Genomic DNA, 18,819 nt, shown 5'->3' with positions numbered 1-18,819 from the left:
CTAATGGCTCAAGCTATGACCGATGCCGCTTCGACCCTGCCACCGCTTGCTCTGTTGATTGCCGCGCCGCGCGGCTTTTGCGCCGGGGTGGACCGCGCGATCATCATCGTCGAGCGCGCGCTGGAGAAATATGGCGCGCCGGTTTATGTGCGGCACGAGATCGTCCACAATCGTTTCGTGGTCGATAGCCTCAAAGCCAAGGGCGCAGTGTTCGTCGAGGAGCTGGACGAGGTGCCGGACGGCGTACCGGTGGTGTTTTCGGCCCATGGCGTACCCAAGTCGGTTCCGGCAGCGGCCGAGGATCGCGGCCTCGATTATCTCGATGCCACCTGCCCGCTCGTCTCCAAGGTTCACCGGCAGGCGGAGCGGCAGGTAGAGGCCGGGCGGCACATCTTGTTCATCGGGCACAAGGGCCACCCGGAGGTTGTCGGCACCTTCGGCCAGGTGCCGGATGGCAGCATGACCCTGATCGAGACCGAGGACGACGCCCGCGCGATCCAGCCCGCAGACCCCGCCAATCTCGGCTATCTCACCCAGACCACGCTCTCTGTTGATGATACCGCCGCGATCATCGCCATATTGGAAGCGCGCTTCCCCGATATCGTCGCGCCCAAGGGCGAGGATATCTGCTATGCAACATCCAACCGGCAGGCGGCGGTAAAGGCGATGGCGCAGGAGTGCGACGCCGTGCTGGTGATCGGCGCGCCCAACAGCTCCAACTCGCTCCGCCTCGTCGAATGTGCCGAACGCGCCGGTGCGAAGGCACAGCTTATCCAGCGCGGAGCGGAGATCGATTTCGGCTGGCTGGAGGGTGTGCGCACCTTGGGCATCACCGCGGGCGCCTCCGCGCCGGAAGTGCTGGTGCGCGAAGTGGTGGACGCGCTCGGTACGCGCTACGCCGTCACTGAGCGCACCGTGGAAACCGCGCGAGAGAACATCTCCTTCAAGCTGCCCAAGGGATTGGAGGTAGCATAAGGTGGCGGTGTATACCCACGTCCCTTCAGAGGAAATGGCCGCTTTCCTCACCCGCTACGACACCGGCGAGCTCGTCTCCGCCAAGGGCATTGCCGAGGGGGTGGAGAACAGCAACTATATGCTGGAAACCCGCCGGGCGAACGGCGCGTCGGAGCGCTTCATCCTCACCCTCTATGAAAAGCGCGTGGACGAGGCGGACCTGCCCTTCTTCATGGACCTGCTCGATCATCTCGGTGCGAACGGCTGCAAGGTGCCCCGCTTCATCGCGGACCGCGAGGGCCAAAAGCTGCAACAGCTCGCCGGGCGGCCCGCCTGCCTGATCGAGTTCCTCTCCGGCATCTCGGTGACGGAGCCGACCCCCGCCCAGTGCCTCGCCGCAGGCCGCGCGATGGGCGAGCTGCACCGCGCGAGCGAAGGCTTCGCGCAGGAGCGGCGCAACGCGCTCGACCTCCCCGGCTGGCACGATCTTGCCGACAAATGCGGCACGCATCTGGATGACATCGCCCCCGGCCTCGCCGCGCGGGTGACGCAGGAGCTGGCCTTCCTCGATGCGCACTGGCCGAACGCGCTGGAGCGCGGCGTGATCCATGCCGATCTGTTCCCGGACAATGTGCTGATGAGCGGAGACGCCGTCACCGGCCTCATCGACTTCTACTTCAGCTGCACAGACATCCGCGCCTATGATCTGGCGATCATGCACGGCGCGTGGTGCTTTGCGGCGGACGGCGGGGCGTATCACGCGGCGCGGGGCGCTTCGCTGGTGCGCGGCTACACGGTGGCCCACGGGCTTTCGCAAGCCGAGCGCGCTGCCTTCCCGATCCTGTGCCGGGGCGCGGCGCTGCGCTTTTTGCTCACCCGCGCCTATGACTGGATCAACACGCCGGCGGACGCGCTGGTAACGCGCAAGGATCCGCTCGCCTACCTCAGACGCCTCGATTTCTACGCGCAGGCCAACCCGGCGGACCTGCTCGGCGCATGACCGGCCTTACGAAAGTCGAGATTTTCACAGACGGCGCGTGCAAGGGCAACCCCGGCCCCGGCGGCTGGGGCGCGGTGATCCGCTCCGGCCCGCACGAAAAGGAGCTGTCCGGCGGCGAGGCCGATACCACCAACAACCGCATGGAGATGATGGCCGCCGTGCAGGCACTCTCGGCGCTCAAGCGCCCGTGCAAGGTCGTGCTGACGACCGACAGCGTCTATGTGCGCGACGGCATCACCAAATGGGTCCACGGCTGGCAGCGCAACGGCTGGAAAACCGCCGACAAAAAGCCGGTGAAAAACGCCGACCTCTGGCAAGCCCTCCTCACCGCCGCCGCCCCGCATCAAGTGGACTGGCGCTGGGTAAAAGGCCACAACGGCCACCCGGAAAACGAACGCGCCGACGTACTCGCCTGCGCCGCAGCGGAGAAGATGCGGGGGTAATTATAAGAATACGGGGTATAGCCATACCTCAAGTATGTTTAGATTGGCTTCGGCTTGGAGGGGACAATGTCATCAAAATGGTTGGTGCCCTTGGCACTTATCTTGGGGATGTCCGGATGTCAGGATAGAAGGATTGCCCCTACCGTAGATGAGTTGCATTATCAGCAGTTCGGCGGCTCAATGCCTCCCTTTCCAGCAGAGGCATCCAGAAGCAAGGCAAATTGGTCCGCATGGGCCAGAAGTGAGTGGCCAAAAGCTTGCGCTGCTCTTCAGGTTCGGTTCGTTTTCGGCACAGTCGGAAAGCAAGGCCGCATATGCAAGCTTGAACAAGTAGAGGGCATCGTGCCAGTCGCCCGTATGGTTTCGGGAGGCACGCTGATCACACTTGAAGGAGAAAAGCTTCCTGTCGCATGGGGTTGGGCTGAGTACAAAGCCTTTGATGAAAACCAAGCATGCGCTGCTGACCCAGTGGACGAGAAGATCGCTCTTTACAGGATTGTTCGTAGTGAACCCAATAGGGTTTGGCGTTTGACACAACCAGCACACAAAGCATCTAGACTTGAAAGTGATTTTGTTAAATCAACCTGTGAGCACATTGGTGATTATCTGACAGAAATGACGGGTTCATAATCATAATCAGCCCCACCCCCCATTCATCCCCGCTTCATCTCATCCCGCCAATTTGCGTTGCAGCGCTGGCGCGGGCGGCTATGCTCGCGCCTCATCACCATCACCGCACCTGAAAGCTGCTCATGCCCTCTGCTCTTCTCCGCCGCCGCGCACTCCCCCTGCTCCTCGCCCTCGCGCCGCTTGCCCTTGTCCCACTGGCGCTCGCGCCCGCCACGGCGTCCGCGCAGGTGGACCCCGCCACGCTCGTCTCCAAAGTCGATATCCCCTATTCCCAGTTCTCCCTAAAAAACGGCCTGCGCGTCATCGTCCATACCGATCGCAAGGCGCCGGTGGTCGCGGTGGCGGTGTGGTACAATGTCGGCTCCAAGCATGAGCCTGCGGGCAAGACCGGCTTTGCCCATCTGTTCGAGCATCTGATGTTCAACGGGTCCGAGCATGCGCCGGGCGACTATTTCGAGCCGATGCAACAGATCGGCGCGACGGATATGAACGGCACCACATGGTTTGACCGCACGAATTATTACCAGACCGTGCCGACCGGCGCGGTGGAGACCGCGCTGTTCATGGAGAGCGACCGGATGGGCTATCTCTTGGGCGGGGTCGATCAGGCCAAGCTCGATAACCAGCGCGGCGTAGTGCAGAACGAAAAGCGGCAGGGAGATAACCAGCCCTATGGCATGGTCGAATATGCGCAGCTCGCCGGGCTGCTGCCCGCCGATCATCCCTATGGCCACAGCACGATCGGCTCGATGAAGGATCTCGATGGCGCGACGCTCGATGATGTGCGCGCGTGGTTCACCGGCCATTATGGGCCGAACAACGCCGTGCTGGTGCTGGCGGGCGACATTGATGTGAAGACCGCCAAGCGCCTCGTCACCAAATATTTCGGCGCGATCCCGCGCGGGCCGGCGGTGGCGCCGGTCAAGGTCGATATCCCCGCGCTGCCCGCCCGCAAGGACATCACGCTGAAGGACCGCGTCGCCACCACGCGGCTCTATCGCTGGTGGACGGTGCCGGGGCTGAACGATCCCGACGCCACCCCGCTCGCCATCGGCGCGCATGTGCTGGGCGGGCTGGCGTCCTCGCGGCTCGACAATATCCTTGTGAAGGGCGAGCAGCTCGCGGTTTCCGTGACGGCGCAGGTGCAGCAACTCGCGCAGCTCGGATTTTTCGAGGTGACGGCGGACGTGAAGCCGGGCGTCGATCCTGCGGTGCTGGCCAAGCGCCTCGATGAGATTCTCGCCGATTATGCCGCCAAAGGCCCGACCGCAGACGAGGTGCGCCGCGTGGCGATGAGTGATGTTTCGGCACGCATCGGTGCTCTGGAGCAGGTGGGCGACGGCGGCGGCAAGGCGGCGGTGCTGGGACAAGGCTTGCTCTATTCCAACGACCCCGGCCGCTACAAAAAGGAGCTGGCCGAAATCGCCTCCACCACGCCGGAGCGGGTGCGCGCGGCGCTGAGCAAATGGCTCAGCCGCCCGGTGCTGGCGCTCTCTGTCGTGCCCGGCGCACGGGATGAGTATGACGACGCGGGCAGCAGCGATTCCGCATCCAAGACCCGCAGCGGCATCGTCAGCGCCCCGGCCCATTATGTTGCTGAAGGGGAACAACCGGCCCCGACCGCCGTTACCGATGTCGATCGCAGCAAGTTCCCCACCGTGGGCAGCTTCGCCAATGTCGATTTCCCGACGGTAGAAACCGCCACCCTCTCCAACGGCGTAAAGGTTCACCTCGCGCGGCGCACCGGGCTGCCTACGTTGCGCCTCGCGCTCTCGTTTGATGCGGGCAAGGCGGCAGACCCCAAAGACGCGCAGGGCACGCAGGCGCTCACGCTCGCGATGCTGAAGGAAGGCACGGCGCGCCGCACCAGCATCCAGATCGCCGAAGAGCAGGAGCGCCTCGGCGCCAACATCAGCGTCGGCGCGTCATTGGACCGCACCACCGTCTCGCTTTATGCGCTGACGCCTAACCTCGCGCCCTCGCTCGATCTGCTGGCCGATATCGTGCTGAACCCCAGCTTCGATGCGAAAGAGCTGGAGCGGGTGCGCGCCGGGATGCTCAATGCCATCGCGCAGGAGCGCACCGATCCGCGCGGGCTGGCGCGGCGCACCTTCTTCCCCGCGATCTACGGGCCGGATCACCCCTATGGCATCGGCGCGAGCGGCGCGGGCGACCCCGCCGTTGTGGCGAAGCTGACCAGCCAGAACCTCGCCTCCTTCCACCGCAAATGGCTGCGGGCGGACACGGCGGAGATCTTTGCCGTGGGCGATGTCACGTTGGCGGACCTCACCGCCCAGCTCGAAAGCCGCTTCGGCGCGTGGCCGATGACGCGCGACCTGCCCGGCAAAAAGGATTTCAGCGCCGCGCCGCCGCCCGCCCGCCCGCGCATCATCCTGATCGACCGCCCCCAATCGCCGCAGTCTATGATCTATGGCGGCATGGTCCTTTCCGGCACTGGCAAGGATGACCTGCTCGATCTCACCGCCGCGAACGACATTTTGGGCGGCAGCTTCCTAGCCCGCATCAACATGGATTTGCGCGAGAACAAGGGCTGGTCCTATGGTGCCTATTCGGTGCTGGAGCGCAACGCGCAGACCAACGCCTATGTCATCGTCGCGCCGGTGCAGGCAGACAGGACCGGCGACAGCATTGCCGCCATCCGCTCCATCGTCACCGATTTTCTCTCCGCCAAGGGCATCACCGCGCCAGAGCTGGAGCGGACGGTCAACGGCGCGATCCGCGAGCTGCCCGGCGGCTATGAGACATCGGGCGCAGTGCTGGCGCAGATGCAGCGGGATGCGCTGCTGGGCCGCCCGTTCGATTATGTCGAAAGCCTCGCCGCGCGTTACAAGGATCAGAGCGCGCCCGCGCTCGATGCCGCCGCCCGCGCTGCGCTGGACCCGGCGAAAATCATCTGGGTCGTGGTGGGAGATAAAGCCGTCGTGATGCCGCAGCTTGCAAAGCTTGGCCTTCCGGTGGAGATTGTGCCGCAGGCGGACGCGCCCGACTCAGGCGGCGCGGCCAAACCCGCCGCGAACGAAGGAAGGAAATAAGCATGGCATCCGTTGATGGCGCCTATGACTGCATCACCAAGACACCGATGGGCGACCAGTCCAGCGTCTTCACCGTCATCAGCAACGGCGGAACATTCCACGGCACCAATGCCGGGCCACTGGGCTCGCTCGATGTGAAGGGCGGCAAGGTCGATGGCAATATGCTGACATGGACGATGGACATGGTCATCCCGATGCCGATGACACTGGAGTGCGAAGCCATTGTCGAGGGCGATACGCTGACCGGCACGATCCAGGCAGGCGCTTTCGGCGCGATGGCGATGACGGGAACACGCAGGAAGTAAGACGCGCGGCGCGGGGCCGCTTTAGTAAACTGGGGAGCTTGAACATGAACGATCAGGCGTTGGTGAAATATAACGGTGTCGCGCGGATGCTGCACTGGATTATCGGCATCGGCATCATCGTCGCTCTGTTTCTGGGGCTGAACCACGATGCGTGGAAGGCGCAACCGGCAATGGCAGGGGCGCACAAGGCGATCGGTATCACGGTGTTGTTCCTCTCTCTCATCCGCCTCGGCTGGCGGCTGAAGCACACGCCCCCGCCGCTCCCCACCAGCACGCCCGGCTGGCAGGCAGCCATCGCCAAGGGGCTGCATATCCTCTTCTACGTCATGATGATCGGCGTGCCGCTGTCCGGCTGGATCATGTCGTCCGCAGGGCCATATCCGCTCAACTGGTTCGGCCTGTTCGATATTCCCAAGTTCGCGGTGGGCAAGGACAGCCCGCTGGCAGAAGCCGCGCATGAAGGACACGAGATCATGGGCACATTGTTTCTGCCGCTCCTGGTGCTGCATGTTGGCGCGGCGTTTTATCATCACTTCCGCCTTAAAGACAAAGTGTTGCAGCGCATGCTGTGACAAGCCGGCAATGGCTGGAAAATATTACTTGAGTAAACAAGTGTAAATTGGCCCAAACAGCCAATGACAGGAGCGCGAGACACCCATAAACCCACGCTGAAATTCTGCCATTATTGGAGAGGTTGATGCGGGTCGCCATAGCCGACGACGAAGAAACGATCCGGGAATTCATGGTTTCGTTGCTGAGCGATGGCGGGCATAAATGCAGCGTCTTTCGCGACGGGCGCGATCTGATGAACGCGATGGCGCGCGACACGTTCGACCTTGTGATCATCGACTGGATGATGCCCACGGCAAGCGGCCTCGAAATCCTCCGCTGGGCGCGCGAGGCGCTCTCTCCCTGCCCGCCCATCATCATGCTCACCAGCCGGTCAGACAAGGCGGATGTGGCAGAGGCGCTCAACGCCGGGGCAGACGATTATATCATCAAGCCGGAATCGAAGAATGTGATCCTCGCGCGGGTCGAAGCGGTGATGCGCCGCACCACCCATCAGCCGGAGAAACAGAGCCGGGTGGAGGAATTTGGCCGCTACAGCTTTGATCGCATGACCAACAACGTGCTGCTCGATGGCGAGGAGATCGTCCTCACCGCGCGGGAATTCGCGCTGGCGCGGATGTTTTTCCTCAATCCCAACCGCGCTTTTTCGCGCGCCTACATCCTCGAAACCCTGTGGAACAGCGTGCCAGACCTGCCGACCCGCACGCTCGACATGCACATCTCGCGTATCCGATCAAAGCTTCGCTTGGGGCCGGAAAATGGCTATAGGCTGCAAACCATCTTCGGCCATGGCTATCGGCTGGAGGTGTTTGACGAGGAGGAGTGACATGGGCGGACTGAGGATAGCAAGGCGCCGCCTGCTCGCCTTCGCTCCGCTGTTGCTGGCAGCCAGCGCCCCGGCGCAGGCGCAGTCTCCTGCTGAAGACACCATATCTTATGTCTTTCGCAAGGGAGACAATCTCTACACCCTCGCCGGGCGCTATATGGAGCGGCGGAACGACTGGCGCATTGTCCAGAGCCACAACCGTATCGGCAACCCGCACCATATCCCACCGGGCAAGCGGCTGCTCATCCCCACCCGCCTGCTCAAGAGCGAGCCGCTGGCCGCGCGCATCATCGCGTTCAAGGGCGCGGGCAACCTGACGCCCGCCACCGGGCCACGCGCGCCGCTGGCGAAGGATTTGCCTGTTCTCCCCGGCGCACTGCTGGAGACTGGCGCATCGAGCTTCGCCACGCTGGAGCTTTCCAACGGATCGCGCATATCCTTGCCGTCTAACACCCGCATCAGGGTGCGCGCGATGCGCCGCATCCTCCTCACCGGCTCGGTCGACTTTGATTTTCTGGTCGAGCAAGGCCGGATCGAGACGAGCGTTGCGCCGCTGAAAGGCGCGGCGGACCGCTATCGCATCCGCACCCCCATCGCCACCGCCGCGGTGCGCGGCACAAATTTCCGCGTCGGCTATGAAGGCGAAGGCGCACCCTCGCTCACCGAGGTGACGGAAGGCGCGGTCGGCCTCGCGGCGGGCAAGGCAGCGGCAGACATTCCGATCGAGCAGGGCTTCGGCGCGAGCGCCTCGGCGGACGGCACGGTCGAGAAAGAGGCGCTGCTGCCCCCGCCAGAGCTGACCGAGCCGGGCAAGGTACAGACCGATCCGCTGGTCACGTTGCGCCTCGCGCCCATTAGCGGCGCGCGCGGCTATCATATACAGATCGCCCGCGATGCCGGGTTTGTCGAGCTGGAGCGGGAGGCAACCTCCCCCACGCCGGAACTGCGCTTTGCGGACGTTCCCAACGGCCGCTGGTTTGTGCGCGCCACCGCCATCGCGCCGAGCGGGCTGGAGGGCATGCCGCAAAGCTACGCGATGCGCCGGGTGCTGGCTGGCCTCACCGCTTCGGCGGAAGCGGGCGCGGATGGCTGGCGCTTCGCCTGGTCGGGCAGTGGCTCTGGCAAGCGGCTCTATCATTTCATCCTGCGGCCCGAACGCGCAGATGCTCCGGCGCTGGTCGATGAGCCGGGGCTGGAGGCGGACTCGCTCACCCTGTCCGATCTTCCCCCCGGCACCTATGTCTGGCGCGTAGGCGTCAGCCAGTATGAGGGCGGTGAATCTGTGACCAACTGGCTGCCGCCGCAGCGGTTGATCGTTTCCCCGGATACGACCGGCAAGCCGTGAAATTCCGCCGCCTCTGGCTGGAATGGCTACTGATCGGGCTGGTCGCCAGCCTCGCTATATGTTGGGGCGAGCGCGCAGGCCTGTTCGAGCGGGCCGAGCGGCTGATGTACGACGCCGCCGCGCCGCTCCACGCCGCGCCGCCCGATGATGGCATCGTCATCGTCGTGATCGACAATGAATCGCTGGAGCGTATCGGCCGCTGGCCCTGGCCGCGCGATATACATGCTGCGATGCTGGCGCGGCTCAGGGAAGCGGGTGCGCGGGCGATCCTCTATGACGTGCTGTTCATAGAGCCGTCGCCGCAGGACGCGGCACTGGCGCAGGCCATGCGCGATGGCCCGCCGGTCTATCTGCCGGTGCTGTTCGACATTCCCGGCCCAGATGGCGCGCCATATGCGGTCCAGCGGCCCCAGCCCGCACTCACGGCGGCGGCGGCAGGCCTCGGCATCGTCAATCTGGAGCTGGACAGCGATGGCCGCGCCCGGCGCGTGGAGCTGAAGGCGCGGGACGGCGCGCACTGGCTCCCCCACCTCACAGAGCTGGGCTATCGCGCGATGCGCGGCGCGCCCTCCCCCGCTTATGCCCATGCCAGCGCGGACCATCCCTCGGTCTATGTGCCCTTCCACCCCACCGGCAGCTTCCGCACGATCAGCTTCGCGCACCTGCTCTCCGGGGAAACACCGCCCGGCCTGCTGCGCGGCAAGACGGTGATCGTCGGCGCGAGCGCCACGGGCCTTCGCGATCATTACCCCGTGCCGGGCAGTGCGGAGCTGATGCCGGGCGCGGAGGTGCAAGCCAATTTGCTGAACAGCCTGCTTGCCAATCGCTTCATCATGCCGATGGGGCGGGATTGGGTGGCAAGCTGGTCGCTCATCCCCCTCTGGCTGTTGATGATCGCCTTCTGGCGGCTGTCACCCACGCAGGCGCTGATATTGACGCTGGCGATGGCAGGCGCGCTGATCGCGGGCACGGTTGCCGCGCTGGCATGGACCGGCTGCTGGGCCTCGCCGGTAGGCGCGCTGATCGGGCTGGCGATTGTCTATCCGCTCTGGAGCTGGCGGCGCCTGAGCGCGGTGGCCCATTTCATCGATACGCAGATCGACACGCTGCTGGCGCAATCCGCCCTCTCGCCCGCGCTGCTGGAGGGGCATGGCGGAGACAGGATCGCGCGCGGCACAGACCGCCTCGACCAGATCATCGCCCTGATGCGCAAAAGCGCGGCAGAGCGGCAGGAGATGCTGCAATTCCTCAGCCACGACATGCGCGGGCCGCAAGCCGCGATCATCGCCCTGCTCGATAGCGAGAACGAGCGCGAGACGCCGGAGCAGCACCGCATCTCCCGCACCCGCATCCGCCGCTATGCCGAAACCACATTGATGCTGGCGGACAATTTCGTCCAGCTCGCCCGCCTCGAAAGCCAGCCAGCCGAGCGCGCCCCGGTGGATCTGAGCGATGCGATGGCGCAGGCGATCGACATGGTCTGGCCGCAAGCCACCGCAGAGGGCATCCAGATAGACCGCAGCGCCGCGCAAGGCGCAGAGTGCTGGATATTGGGCGAAGACGACGCGCTGGTCCGCGCCTTCACCAACCTGCTCGTCAACGCGGTGCAGGCCTCGCCCAAGGGCGGGGTGATCCGCTGCGCCGTTGCGCGCGAGGGAGAGTTTGCGCTGGCGTCCGTCAGCGATGACGGGCCGGGCCTGCCGCCTGCCCGCAAGGCCGATCCGTTTGCCCGCTTTGGCTATAGCCGCGCGGCGTCGGGCGTGCGCGGGTCTGGGCTGGGGCTGGCGTTTGTCGCGGCGGCGGCGCGGCAATGCGGCGGAGAGGCGCTCTATGCGGAAACGGAGTCAGGCGGCGCGCACTTCACGCTGCGGCTGCCGATCTGGGAGGAAGATTAATCCCTGCCCGCGCTTTGCACCAGGCGCGTGCCTGCCGGGCTTGCCATATCCGCCACCGCCAGCCGCGCGAGCCGGGGCAGCGCTTCTGTGAGCGTGGCGTGGCAATGCGCTTCTTCCGCCGCGCCGCTATAGCGCGTTTCACCGCTCACAGGGTCAACGATGCTCACCCGCAGCCGCAGCATCCTGTCATCGCAGCTTTGCAACGGGCGGTCCTCCTTGGCGGGGGATAGCGCCGCGCCCTGCCCCATCGTCAGGCCGATCCGCGCCGGGCGCTCTGACACGCCCAACGAGAGCGCCAGCGGCGCGTCGTCGACGATGCGATAGCCCTGCGTTTGCAGCGCGCTGGCGAGGGCTGTGCGCGCCTGCTCCACCTCGGCACTCGCGCCAGCGGGCAACGGCGCCCACATCAACGCCTGTTGCGGCGCCACGCCAGCACCCGCAGCATTGATGCGCGTCTCCACCGGCCCGGCACATGCGGCGGGGGCGAGGAGCAGGGCAAGGATCAGGCGTGGATGAGTTCGCATGGGACAGTAACTAACCGCAGATCACACAAGAGGCCACCTTAAACCGTAAAGCTCTCGCCGCAGCCGCAACTTCCCTTGGCATTGGGATTGTCGAACACGAAACCGGCAGCGAAATCATCCTCGCGCCAGTCCATGATGCTGCCGACGAGATAGAGCACCGAGCCGCCGTCGATGTAAAACACCCCGCCGGGCGTCACGATCTTCTCGTCGAACTTGGCTTCCTCAGTCACATAATCGACCGAATAGGCAAGGCCGGAGCAACCCCGGCGCGGGGTGGAAAGCTTGACGCCGATCGCCCCCTCCGGCGCGCGCGCCATCAGGTCCGCAATGCGCTTCTCGGCGGATGGCGTCAGCGTGACGGCGGCAGGCCGTGCGCGCGGGGTCTTGGTCTCTACGGTCATAGCATACCCAGTTCGAGCTTGGCTTCATCCGACATCAATTGCGGGTCCCACGGCGGGTCCCAGACGAGGTTCACCTCCACATCGCCCGCGCCCGGCACAGCGCCTACGCGCAGTTCCACCTCGGCGGGCATGCTCTCCGCCACCGGGCAATGCGGCGTGGTCAGCGTCATCGTCACCACCACATGGCCATCGGTCACGTCGACGCCATAGATCAGGCCGAGGTCATAGATATTGACCGGAATCTCCGGGTCATAAATTTCCTTCAGCGCCGCAATCACGCCCTCATATACGTCTCCGCCCGGCTCGCCCGGCGCCGCTTCGGCAGGCTGCTGGCTCAGGAAGCCTTCGAGATAATCCCGCTTGCGTTCCAGCTTGTCGCCGGCGCTTTCCATCGCTTCGTCCACACGCGCCTTGGGCGGGGGCGCAACCGCGTCCACTTCCTCGGTCATGATCTTGCGTTCCTCGTTCATCTTGTCCTCATTTGGCGAAGATCTTCCTTACTCTCTCTATTCCCCGCACCAGCGCCGCGATGTCGCTTTCGTCGCTATAGATGCCAAAGCTTGCCCGCGCGGTGGCGGGCACGCTTAAGAAATCCATCAGCGGCTGCGCGCAATGATGCCCGGCCCGGATGGCGACGCCTTCCTCATCCAATATGGTGCCGACATCGTGCGGATGCACCCCCTGCACCTCAAAGGAAATGATGCCCGCGCTGTCCTCCGGGCCAAGCAAGCGCACAGAGTTGATCTGCGACAGCGCATCGCGCGCTTGCGCGACCAGCGCCGCCTCATGCGCGTGGATGGCGGAAAGGCCGATGCCCTCCACATAATCCACCGCCGCCGCCAGCGCGACCGCCTCCACGATCGCGGGCGTTCCCGCCTCAAACCGCGTCGGCGCGGGGGCATAGGTGGTCTTCGCGAAGGTCACGCGGTCGATCATCGAGCCTCCACCCTGATAGGGCGGCATCGCGTCGAGCAGCTCTTTCCTGCCCCACAGCACGCCGATGCCGGTCGGCCCATAGAGCTTGTGCCCTGAAAACACATAGAAATCACAGCCCAGCGCACCGACATCTACCGGCACACGCGGCACCGCCTGACAGCCATCGACCAACAGCAGCGCGCCCACCGAATGTGCAATCTCCGCCGCGCGGGCGACATCGAGCGTCGAGCCGAGCACGTTGGACACATGCGCCAGCGCGACCATTTTATGCGCAGGCGTAATCATCGCGGCCATCGCCTCAACGTCAATGCGGCTGTCTTCAGTCAGCGGCACGACATCGATCTGCGCGCCCGCCCGTTCCGCCGCCATCTGCCACGGCACGATATTGCTGTGATGCTCCAGCTGGCTCAGCAATATGCGGTCGCCCGCCTGCAGGTTCGCCCCGCCCCAGCTCTGCGCGACGAGGTTGATCCCCTCGGTCGCCCCGCGCACGAACACGATCTCCTCTGCGCCGCCCGCGCCGATGAACCCCGCCACCCGCCGCCGCGCCGCCTCGAACGCCAGGGTCATGTTGGCCGAGCGCGCATAGACGCCGCGGTGCACGGTGGCATAATCCTCGCCCATCGCCCGCGCCATCGCGTCAATCACCGCGCGGGGCTTCTGCGCGGTCGCGGCGGTGTCAAGATAATGCCACGGCTGGCCATCGGCGGTCAGCAGGCCGGGGAAATCGGCGCGCCGGTCCAGAGCCGCAAGCGCTCCACTCATGCCAACCCCTCCAGCTTCTTGAGCGCCGCCGCCTCGAACCGCTCGCGCTCCGCCTCGTCCGCGATGCCATCAAACACACCCGCCACGAACGCGCGCAAGAGGAGCGTCTGCGCGGTCTGCGGGTCCAGCCCGCGCGCCGCCATGTAAAACAGCGCCTGTTTGTCCAGCTCGCCGATCGCGCAGCCATGCGCGCATTTCACATCGTCGGCGAAAATCTCCAGCTCCGGCTTGGCGTTGGCGCTTGCCTGCCGCGAAAGCAGCATCGCCTTGACCGACTGGCTGGCGTCCGTGCCCTGCGCATGTTTGGCGACGCCGATCTTGCCCAGATAATTGCCCGTCGCCCGCCCGCCCAGCACCGTGCGCACCACCTGCTCGCTCGTCGCATCCGGCTCGGCGTGGCTGACGGTGGTGACGACTTCCAGCGTCTGCTCCCCGCCGCCGATCACAGCCGTATGCAGCCCGAAATGCGCGCCGCGTTCCAGCCGCACGTCGAAGGTCATCCGGCCCAGCCGCCCGCCAATATTCAGCAGATGAAAGTCGAGCCGCGCGCCCTCGGCCAGCGTGATGACATAATCCCGCACCACCACCGCATCGTCCGCCGCATCCTGCAACAGTGCTTGGCTACCCTGCTCGCCCGGCCCCAGCACGATCCGCTCCGGCGCAGGCACCGGCCACACGGATGCCGCCGCCTCAACGTCGCTATAGCGCCAGTCCTCGGCGCGCTTCGTCGGAAGAACGAGAGCCGTCACAGCACATTCCGCGCCGCACAGCGGCTCTCAAAAATCTCTGCGTCCTTTGCGGCCTCTGCGCGAACACATTTTTTCTCGCGCAGAGGCGCAGAGTACGCAGAGAAACAGGGGATTCTGCCTGCGGCGCTCACGCCACCACCTCTGCATAGCCTTCCCGCTCCAGCTCCAGCGCCAGCTCAGGCCCGCCGGTCTTGATGATCCGCCCCTTGGAGAGCACATGCACGAAATCGGGCTTCACATAATCCAAGAGCCGCTGATAGTGGGTGATGAGCAGCACCGCCTTGTCGGGCTTGCGCATGATCGCGTTGATGCCGGCGCCGACGATCTTCAGCGCATCGATGTCCAGCCCGCTGTCCGTCTCGTCGAGGATCGCAAGACGCGGGTCGAGGATGCCCATCTGCACCATCTCGGCGCGCTTCTTCTCGCCGCCCGAAAAGCCGACATTCACCGGCCGCTTCAGCATCTCCATATCAAGGCCGAGCAGCGCCGCCTTCTCTTTGGCAAGCTTGATGAACTCCGCGCCCGAAAGCGGCTCCTCCCCGCGCACGCGGCGCTGGGAGTTGAGGCTCTCGCGCAGGAACTGCAGGTTCGACACGCCCGGAATCTCGACCGGATACTGAAAGCCGAGGAACAACCCCGCCGCCGCGCGCTCATGCGGCGCGAGGGCGAGCAGATCCTGACCGTCAAATGTGACCTCACCCCCCGTCACCTCATACCCCGGCCGCCCGCCGAGCGTATAGGCCAGCGTCGATTTCCCCGCGCCGTTCGGCCCCATGATCGCATGAACCTCCCCCGCGTTGATGCTGAGCGAGAGTCCCTTTAGGATCGGCTTGTCCCCGACGGTGTTCGAGAGGTTATTGATTTGGAGCATTATTTGGCCTCGCAAATTGGGCATCTCTTGCAGCGCGCCGTTCCCGAACGCCCCTGATCCATGCTGGAAACTTAGCAGCCTTGTCAGCGTCAGCAGCATCAAGGGAATCGAGGAAAGGCTTGTTAGATTCTAGGCCAACCACAACTGCCGCGCGGGTTGCTGCACAGTCAGCCTCAGCGATTCCAAAGATGTCCTCATCTTTCGCAGGCGTGCGTGACGCGCGCATCGCTGCCTGCATCATGCATTGATCATAGGCTATATAAGCTTTTTGATCACCTGTAAGGCCGCCTTCAGGTACCTGAGCAACTGCTATTCCTGCCTTCGCTAACAACACTGTGGCGAAGAAAAAGCCAAATCTCATCACCCCACGCTCCCCTCAAGGCTGATCCCCAGCAGCTTCTGCGCCTCCACCGCGAATTCCATCGGCAGCTGCTGCAGCACTTCCTTCGCAAAGCCGTTGACGATCAGCGCCACCGCCTCCTCCTGCCCCAGCCCGCGCTGCATCGCGTAGAACAGCTGGTCGTCGGAAATCTTGGATGTCGTCGCCTCATGCTCGATCGTCGCCGTAGGGTTCTTCACCTCGATGTACGGCACCGTATGCGCGCCGCACTCGCTCCCCAGCAGCAAGCTGTCACACTGCGTAAAATTCCGCACGCCATCCGCCGACGCACCCACGCGCACCAGCCCGCGATAGGTGCCGCTCGATTTGCCCGCGCTGATACCCTTCGACACAATCGTCGAGCGCGATCCCTTGCCATTGTGGATCATCTTGGTGCCGGTGTCGGCCTGCTGATAATTGTTCGTCACCGCGACCGAGTAAAACTCGCCGACCGAATTCTCGCCATTCAGCACGCAGCTCGGATATTTCCAGGTGATGGCAGACCCGGTTTCCACCTGCGTCCAGCTCACCTTGCTGTTGCGGCCCTGGCACAGCGCGCGCTTGGTCACGAAATTATAGATGCCGCCCTTGCCGTTGGCGTCGCCCGGAAACCAGTTTTGCACCGTCGAATATTTGATCTCGGCGTCGTCCAGCGCCACCAGCTCGACCACGGCGGCGTGGAGCTGATTCTCGTCGCGCTGCGGCGCGGTGCAGCCTTCGAGATAAGACACATAGCTGCCCTTGTCGGCAACGATCAACGTGCGCTCGAACTGGCCGGTATTTTCGGCATTGATGCGGAAATAGGTGGAAAGCTCCATCGGGCAGCGCACGCCCTCCGGGATGTAGACAAACGTGCCGTCGCTGAAGACCGCGCAGTTCAGTGTGGCGAAATAATTGTCGTGCATCGGCACGACCTTGCCCAGCCACCTTTTAACCAGATCGGGATATTCGCGGATCGCTTCCGAGATCGAGCGGAAGATGACGCCCGCCTCCTCCAGCTCCTTGCGGAAGGTAGTGGCGACCGACACGCTGTCGAACACCGCGTCGACAGCCACTTTCCGCGCACCCTCGACACCAGCGAGCACCTTCTGCTCCTCCAGCGGGATGCCGAGCTTCTCGTAAACGCGCAGGATTTCCGGGTCGACCTCGTCCAGGCTGCCGAGCTTCGGCTTCGCCTTGGGCGCGGCCCAGTAATAGGCGTTCTGGTAATCGATGGGAGGCACGTTCAGCTTCGCCCAGTCCGGCGGCGTCATCGTCAGCCAGTGGCGATAGGCCTTGAGGCGCCAATCCAGCATCCATTCCGGCTCGTTCTTTTTGGCCGAAATGAAGCGGACGGTATCCTCGGACAAGCCCTTCGGGCCATATTCCTGCTCTATTGGCGATGACCAGCCATGCTCATATTCCGCCACGCGCGCTGCGGCGGCATGGGCGGCGGCATCCTTTACGGGTGCGCTGTTCATTGCACCACCCCCGCCGCGAAGCGGCTCTCAAAACTCTCTGCGCTCTTTGCGGCCTCTGCGCGAACAAAAATTTCTCGCGCAGAGGCGCAGAGGACGCCGAGAGAAAAAGGGTAATGCGCTTCGCGCGGGTTCATATCCGCGCTCCCGCTGAAATGCTGGCAAGGCTGACATCGCCGAGCGCGCCGCGAATGGCGCTGTTCACCGCGTTCCAGTGCGGTTTCACGGTGCAATCGGGCGCGATGGTGCAGCTGCATGTCGTGTGCGTGGTGCAGTTGGTCATCGCGATCGGCCCTTCGATCGCCTCGATAATGTCCGCAAGGCTGATCGCGGCGGAGGGACGCGCGAGCTTGATGCCGCCGCCCGCCCCACGCACGGATTTCAGCAGCCCCGCGCGGGTAAGCAGGCTGACGAGCTTCTGCGCGGTGGGCAGCGGGATGCCGGTCTCGGCGGCGAGCTCGGTCGCGCTGGTGCGCGCGCGCTTTCGACCCTCGGCATCGACAAGCGACGCCGAGCCGCAATGGCGCGCAGCCGCGCCCATCATCACCACCGCATAATCCGCAAGGCTCGAAAGCCGCATAACTCCAAATCCCGACCTAATTCGGAACGAATCACTCCGATTTATGCCATGTGGGCGCGGCGATCCTACAAATCAAGCCTTTGCAGTGCCTTTCCATGTGGAAAAAGCCCTGTAAAGGAGGCTGTGAGGATTCGGCTCAGAGGGAGCCGAAAAGTGGGATTTTCGAGCATCGGAGCGCAGCGTACTTAAAGGTACGTGAGCACCGAAGCGCAGAAAATAGCGCTTTGCAGGCCCCTCTGAGCCAAATCTCCTCAGCCTCCGCGTCAGCTGATCCGGTTGATCTTGGCCAACCCGGTCAGCGCCCGCCGCTGCACCGTCAACCGCGCCACCGCCGTCGGGTCATGCAGCAACTGGTGCGGGGTATGGCCTAGGAACTGCTTGATCTCGCGGATGAAGTGCGACTGGTCATAGAAATTCCCCTCGTCGCACAACTCCGTCCAGTTCTTCTTATCGATCACGATCTGCGACGCACACCGCAGCGCCCGATATTTCCGCGCGAGCAGCTTGGGCGGCGCGCCATAGAGCTTGTTGGTATAACGTGCGAGCTGCCGTGCGGAAAGGCCAGTCGTCTCAACAATGTCCTCGATCTGCGGCGAGTCGGAGTCGCTCAGCCATTCGTCAATCGCCGACACAAGCGCGATCATCTGGCTGCTCACAGGGCTAAGCTCGCTCTCCAGAAAATCCCAAAGGCCTGCCGCAGCCACATCTCTGTCTGGTTCGGCGCGAAGGCGCTCAAGCTCATTCTGGAACCGCTCACCTGCGCGCTGCACGACATCGAATAGCGTATCGACATGCTGGCTCGCATCGGTTCCGCACATGGCAAGCCAGCCCAATGGCAATACGGACACGCCATAAACCTCGGCAGGGCTTTTCAGGAGGAAACGTGTCGCCCCCATAGTAGGGCCGACCAGACAAACTTCGGGCGTGGTAGCAACCCGGCCATCGAAGAACTCATAATCGCCATGCCCCGCCACCATGAACCGCAACTGCGGCATGTCTGCTCTCGTCATGTCTCTATAATTGGGCGTATTAGTGGAAAAGCGATATATAGAACCAAAATAATACCGTAATTTTTCTGATGGTTCCCAATAATGCAGTTCCACCTGCGTTTCTTCGTCTTTCCCCGGAAATAAATG

21 protein-coding genes are annotated in these 18,819 nt (G+C 64.0%); 10 read left to right on the top strand and 11 right to left on the bottom strand.

The genetic code is table 11. From position 1 onward, the window contains the following. Positions 1–15 precede the first annotated feature (15 nt). From ispH to EQG66_RS06720, 10 genes are all read left to right on the top strand, one after another. A complete protein-coding gene (gene ispH, locus EQG66_RS06765) occupies positions 16–975 on the top strand; it encodes a 4-hydroxy-3-methylbut-2-enyl diphosphate reductase (RefSeq protein ID WP_129403835.1) in 960 nt (319 codons plus the stop codon). 1 nt (position 976) lies between these two features. Beyond that, the gene (gene thrB / locus EQG66_RS06760) at positions 977–1,954 is read left to right on the top strand and encodes a homoserine kinase (protein WP_129403834.1); all 978 of its coding nucleotides are present in this window, start codon (positions 977–979) and stop codon (positions 1,952–1,954) included. Beyond that, a complete protein-coding gene (rnhA, locus tag EQG66_RS06755; protein ID WP_129403833.1) occupies positions 1,951–2,397 on the top strand; it encodes a ribonuclease HI in 447 nt (148 codons plus the stop codon). The genes thrB and rnhA overlap by 4 nt, the downstream gene beginning before the upstream one ends. 66 nt (positions 2,398–2,463) lie before the next feature. Next, positions 2,464–3,027, top strand: a complete 564-nt coding sequence (locus EQG66_RS06750; RefSeq protein WP_129403832.1) for a hypothetical protein — start codon at positions 2,464–2,466, stop codon at positions 3,025–3,027. A gap of 122 nt (positions 3,028–3,149) precedes the next feature. Continuing rightward, positions 3,150–6,080: a M16 family metallopeptidase gene (locus EQG66_RS06745; RefSeq protein WP_129403831.1), complete on the top strand. Its 2,931-nt coding sequence runs from the start codon at positions 3,150–3,152 to the stop codon at positions 6,078–6,080. 2 nt (positions 6,081–6,082) lie between these two features. After that, the gene (locus tag EQG66_RS06740) at positions 6,083–6,385 is read left to right on the top strand and encodes a hypothetical protein (protein ID WP_129403830.1); all 303 of its coding nucleotides are present in this window, start codon (positions 6,083–6,085) and stop codon (positions 6,383–6,385) included. Between the two features lie 44 nt (positions 6,386–6,429). Next, positions 6,430–6,957, top strand: a complete 528-nt coding sequence (locus EQG66_RS06735; protein ID WP_245987918.1) for a cytochrome b — start codon at positions 6,430–6,432, stop codon at positions 6,955–6,957. Between the two features lie 125 nt (positions 6,958–7,082). Beyond that, positions 7,083–7,781 carry a response regulator transcription factor gene (locus tag EQG66_RS06730; protein ID WP_129403829.1) on the top strand — a complete coding sequence of 233 codons (699 nt, stop codon included), beginning with the start codon at positions 7,083–7,085 and terminating at the stop codon, positions 7,779–7,781. Position 7,782: 1 nt separating this feature from the next. After that, positions 7,783–9,126 carry a FecR family protein gene (locus EQG66_RS06725; protein WP_164975617.1) on the top strand — a complete coding sequence of 448 codons (1,344 nt, stop codon included), beginning with the start codon at positions 7,783–7,785 and terminating at the stop codon, positions 9,124–9,126. Further along, positions 9,123–11,021, top strand: a complete 1,899-nt coding sequence (locus EQG66_RS06720; RefSeq protein ID WP_129403827.1) for a CHASE2 domain-containing protein — start codon at positions 9,123–9,125, stop codon at positions 11,019–11,021. Before EQG66_RS06725 ends, EQG66_RS06720 begins: the two co-directional genes overlap by 4 nt. Here the strand turns inward: EQG66_RS06720 and EQG66_RS06715 are convergent. From EQG66_RS06715 to EQG66_RS06670, 11 genes are all read right to left on the bottom strand, one after another. Further along, on the bottom strand, positions 11,018–11,545 hold the full coding sequence (locus tag EQG66_RS06715; protein WP_129403826.1) for a hypothetical protein: 528 nt from the start codon (positions 11,543–11,545) through the stop codon (positions 11,018–11,020). The genes EQG66_RS06720 and EQG66_RS06715 overlap by 4 nt on opposite strands. Positions 11,546–11,583: 38 nt before the next feature. Next, entirely contained in the window at positions 11,584–11,946 is a 363-nt protein-coding gene (locus tag EQG66_RS06710; RefSeq protein ID WP_129403825.1) for a HesB/IscA family protein, read from the bottom strand. Then, positions 11,943–12,416 carry an SUF system Fe-S cluster assembly protein gene (locus tag EQG66_RS06705; RefSeq protein ID WP_129403824.1) on the bottom strand — a complete coding sequence of 158 codons (474 nt, stop codon included), beginning with the start codon at positions 12,414–12,416 and terminating at the stop codon, positions 11,943–11,945. The genes EQG66_RS06710 and EQG66_RS06705 overlap by 4 nt, the downstream gene beginning before the upstream one ends. Before the next feature lie 7 nt (positions 12,417–12,423). After that, a complete protein-coding gene (locus tag EQG66_RS06700) occupies positions 12,424–13,647 on the bottom strand; it encodes an aminotransferase class V-fold PLP-dependent enzyme (RefSeq protein ID WP_129403823.1) in 1,224 nt (407 codons plus the stop codon). Continuing rightward, positions 13,644–14,396: a SufD family Fe-S cluster assembly protein gene (locus tag EQG66_RS06695; RefSeq protein ID WP_129403822.1), complete on the bottom strand. Its 753-nt coding sequence runs from the start codon at positions 14,394–14,396 to the stop codon at positions 13,644–13,646. The genes EQG66_RS06700 and EQG66_RS06695 overlap by 4 nt, the downstream gene beginning before the upstream one ends. 127 nt (positions 14,397–14,523) lie before the next feature. Further along, positions 14,524–15,267, bottom strand: a complete 744-nt coding sequence (gene sufC / locus EQG66_RS06690; protein WP_129403821.1) for a Fe-S cluster assembly ATPase SufC — start codon at positions 15,265–15,267, stop codon at positions 14,524–14,526. After that, on the bottom strand, positions 15,251–15,631 hold the full coding sequence (locus tag EQG66_RS06685; RefSeq protein ID WP_129403820.1) for a hypothetical protein: 381 nt from the start codon (positions 15,629–15,631) through the stop codon (positions 15,251–15,253). Before EQG66_RS06685 ends, sufC begins: the two co-directional genes overlap by 17 nt. Continuing rightward, entirely contained in the window at positions 15,628–17,106 is a 1,479-nt protein-coding gene (sufB, locus tag EQG66_RS06680; RefSeq protein WP_129403819.1) for a Fe-S cluster assembly protein SufB, read from the bottom strand. Before sufB ends, EQG66_RS06685 begins: the two co-directional genes overlap by 4 nt. Next, positions 17,103–17,240, bottom strand: a complete 138-nt coding sequence (locus tag EQG66_RS15295) for a hypothetical protein (RefSeq protein ID WP_164975616.1) — start codon at positions 17,238–17,240, stop codon at positions 17,103–17,105. The genes sufB and EQG66_RS15295 overlap by 4 nt, the downstream gene beginning before the upstream one ends. After that, positions 17,237–17,683 carry an RrF2 family transcriptional regulator gene (locus EQG66_RS06675; protein WP_129403818.1) on the bottom strand — a complete coding sequence of 149 codons (447 nt, stop codon included), beginning with the start codon at positions 17,681–17,683 and terminating at the stop codon, positions 17,237–17,239. The genes EQG66_RS15295 and EQG66_RS06675 overlap by 4 nt, the downstream gene beginning before the upstream one ends. Before the next feature lie 263 nt (positions 17,684–17,946). Further along, on the bottom strand, positions 17,947–18,693 hold the full coding sequence (locus EQG66_RS06670; RefSeq protein WP_245987916.1) for a helix-turn-helix domain-containing protein: 747 nt from the start codon (positions 18,691–18,693) through the stop codon (positions 17,947–17,949). Positions 18,694–18,819: the final 126 nt, after the last annotated feature.

This window comes from Sphingobium fluviale, assembly GCF_004122115.1.
Taxonomy (GTDB): domain Bacteria; phylum Pseudomonadota; class Alphaproteobacteria; order Sphingomonadales; family Sphingomonadaceae; genus Sphingobium; species Sphingobium fluviale.
The sequence above is the reverse complement of the archived record's forward strand: the minus strand, read 5'-3'. Positions and strand labels throughout refer to the sequence as shown.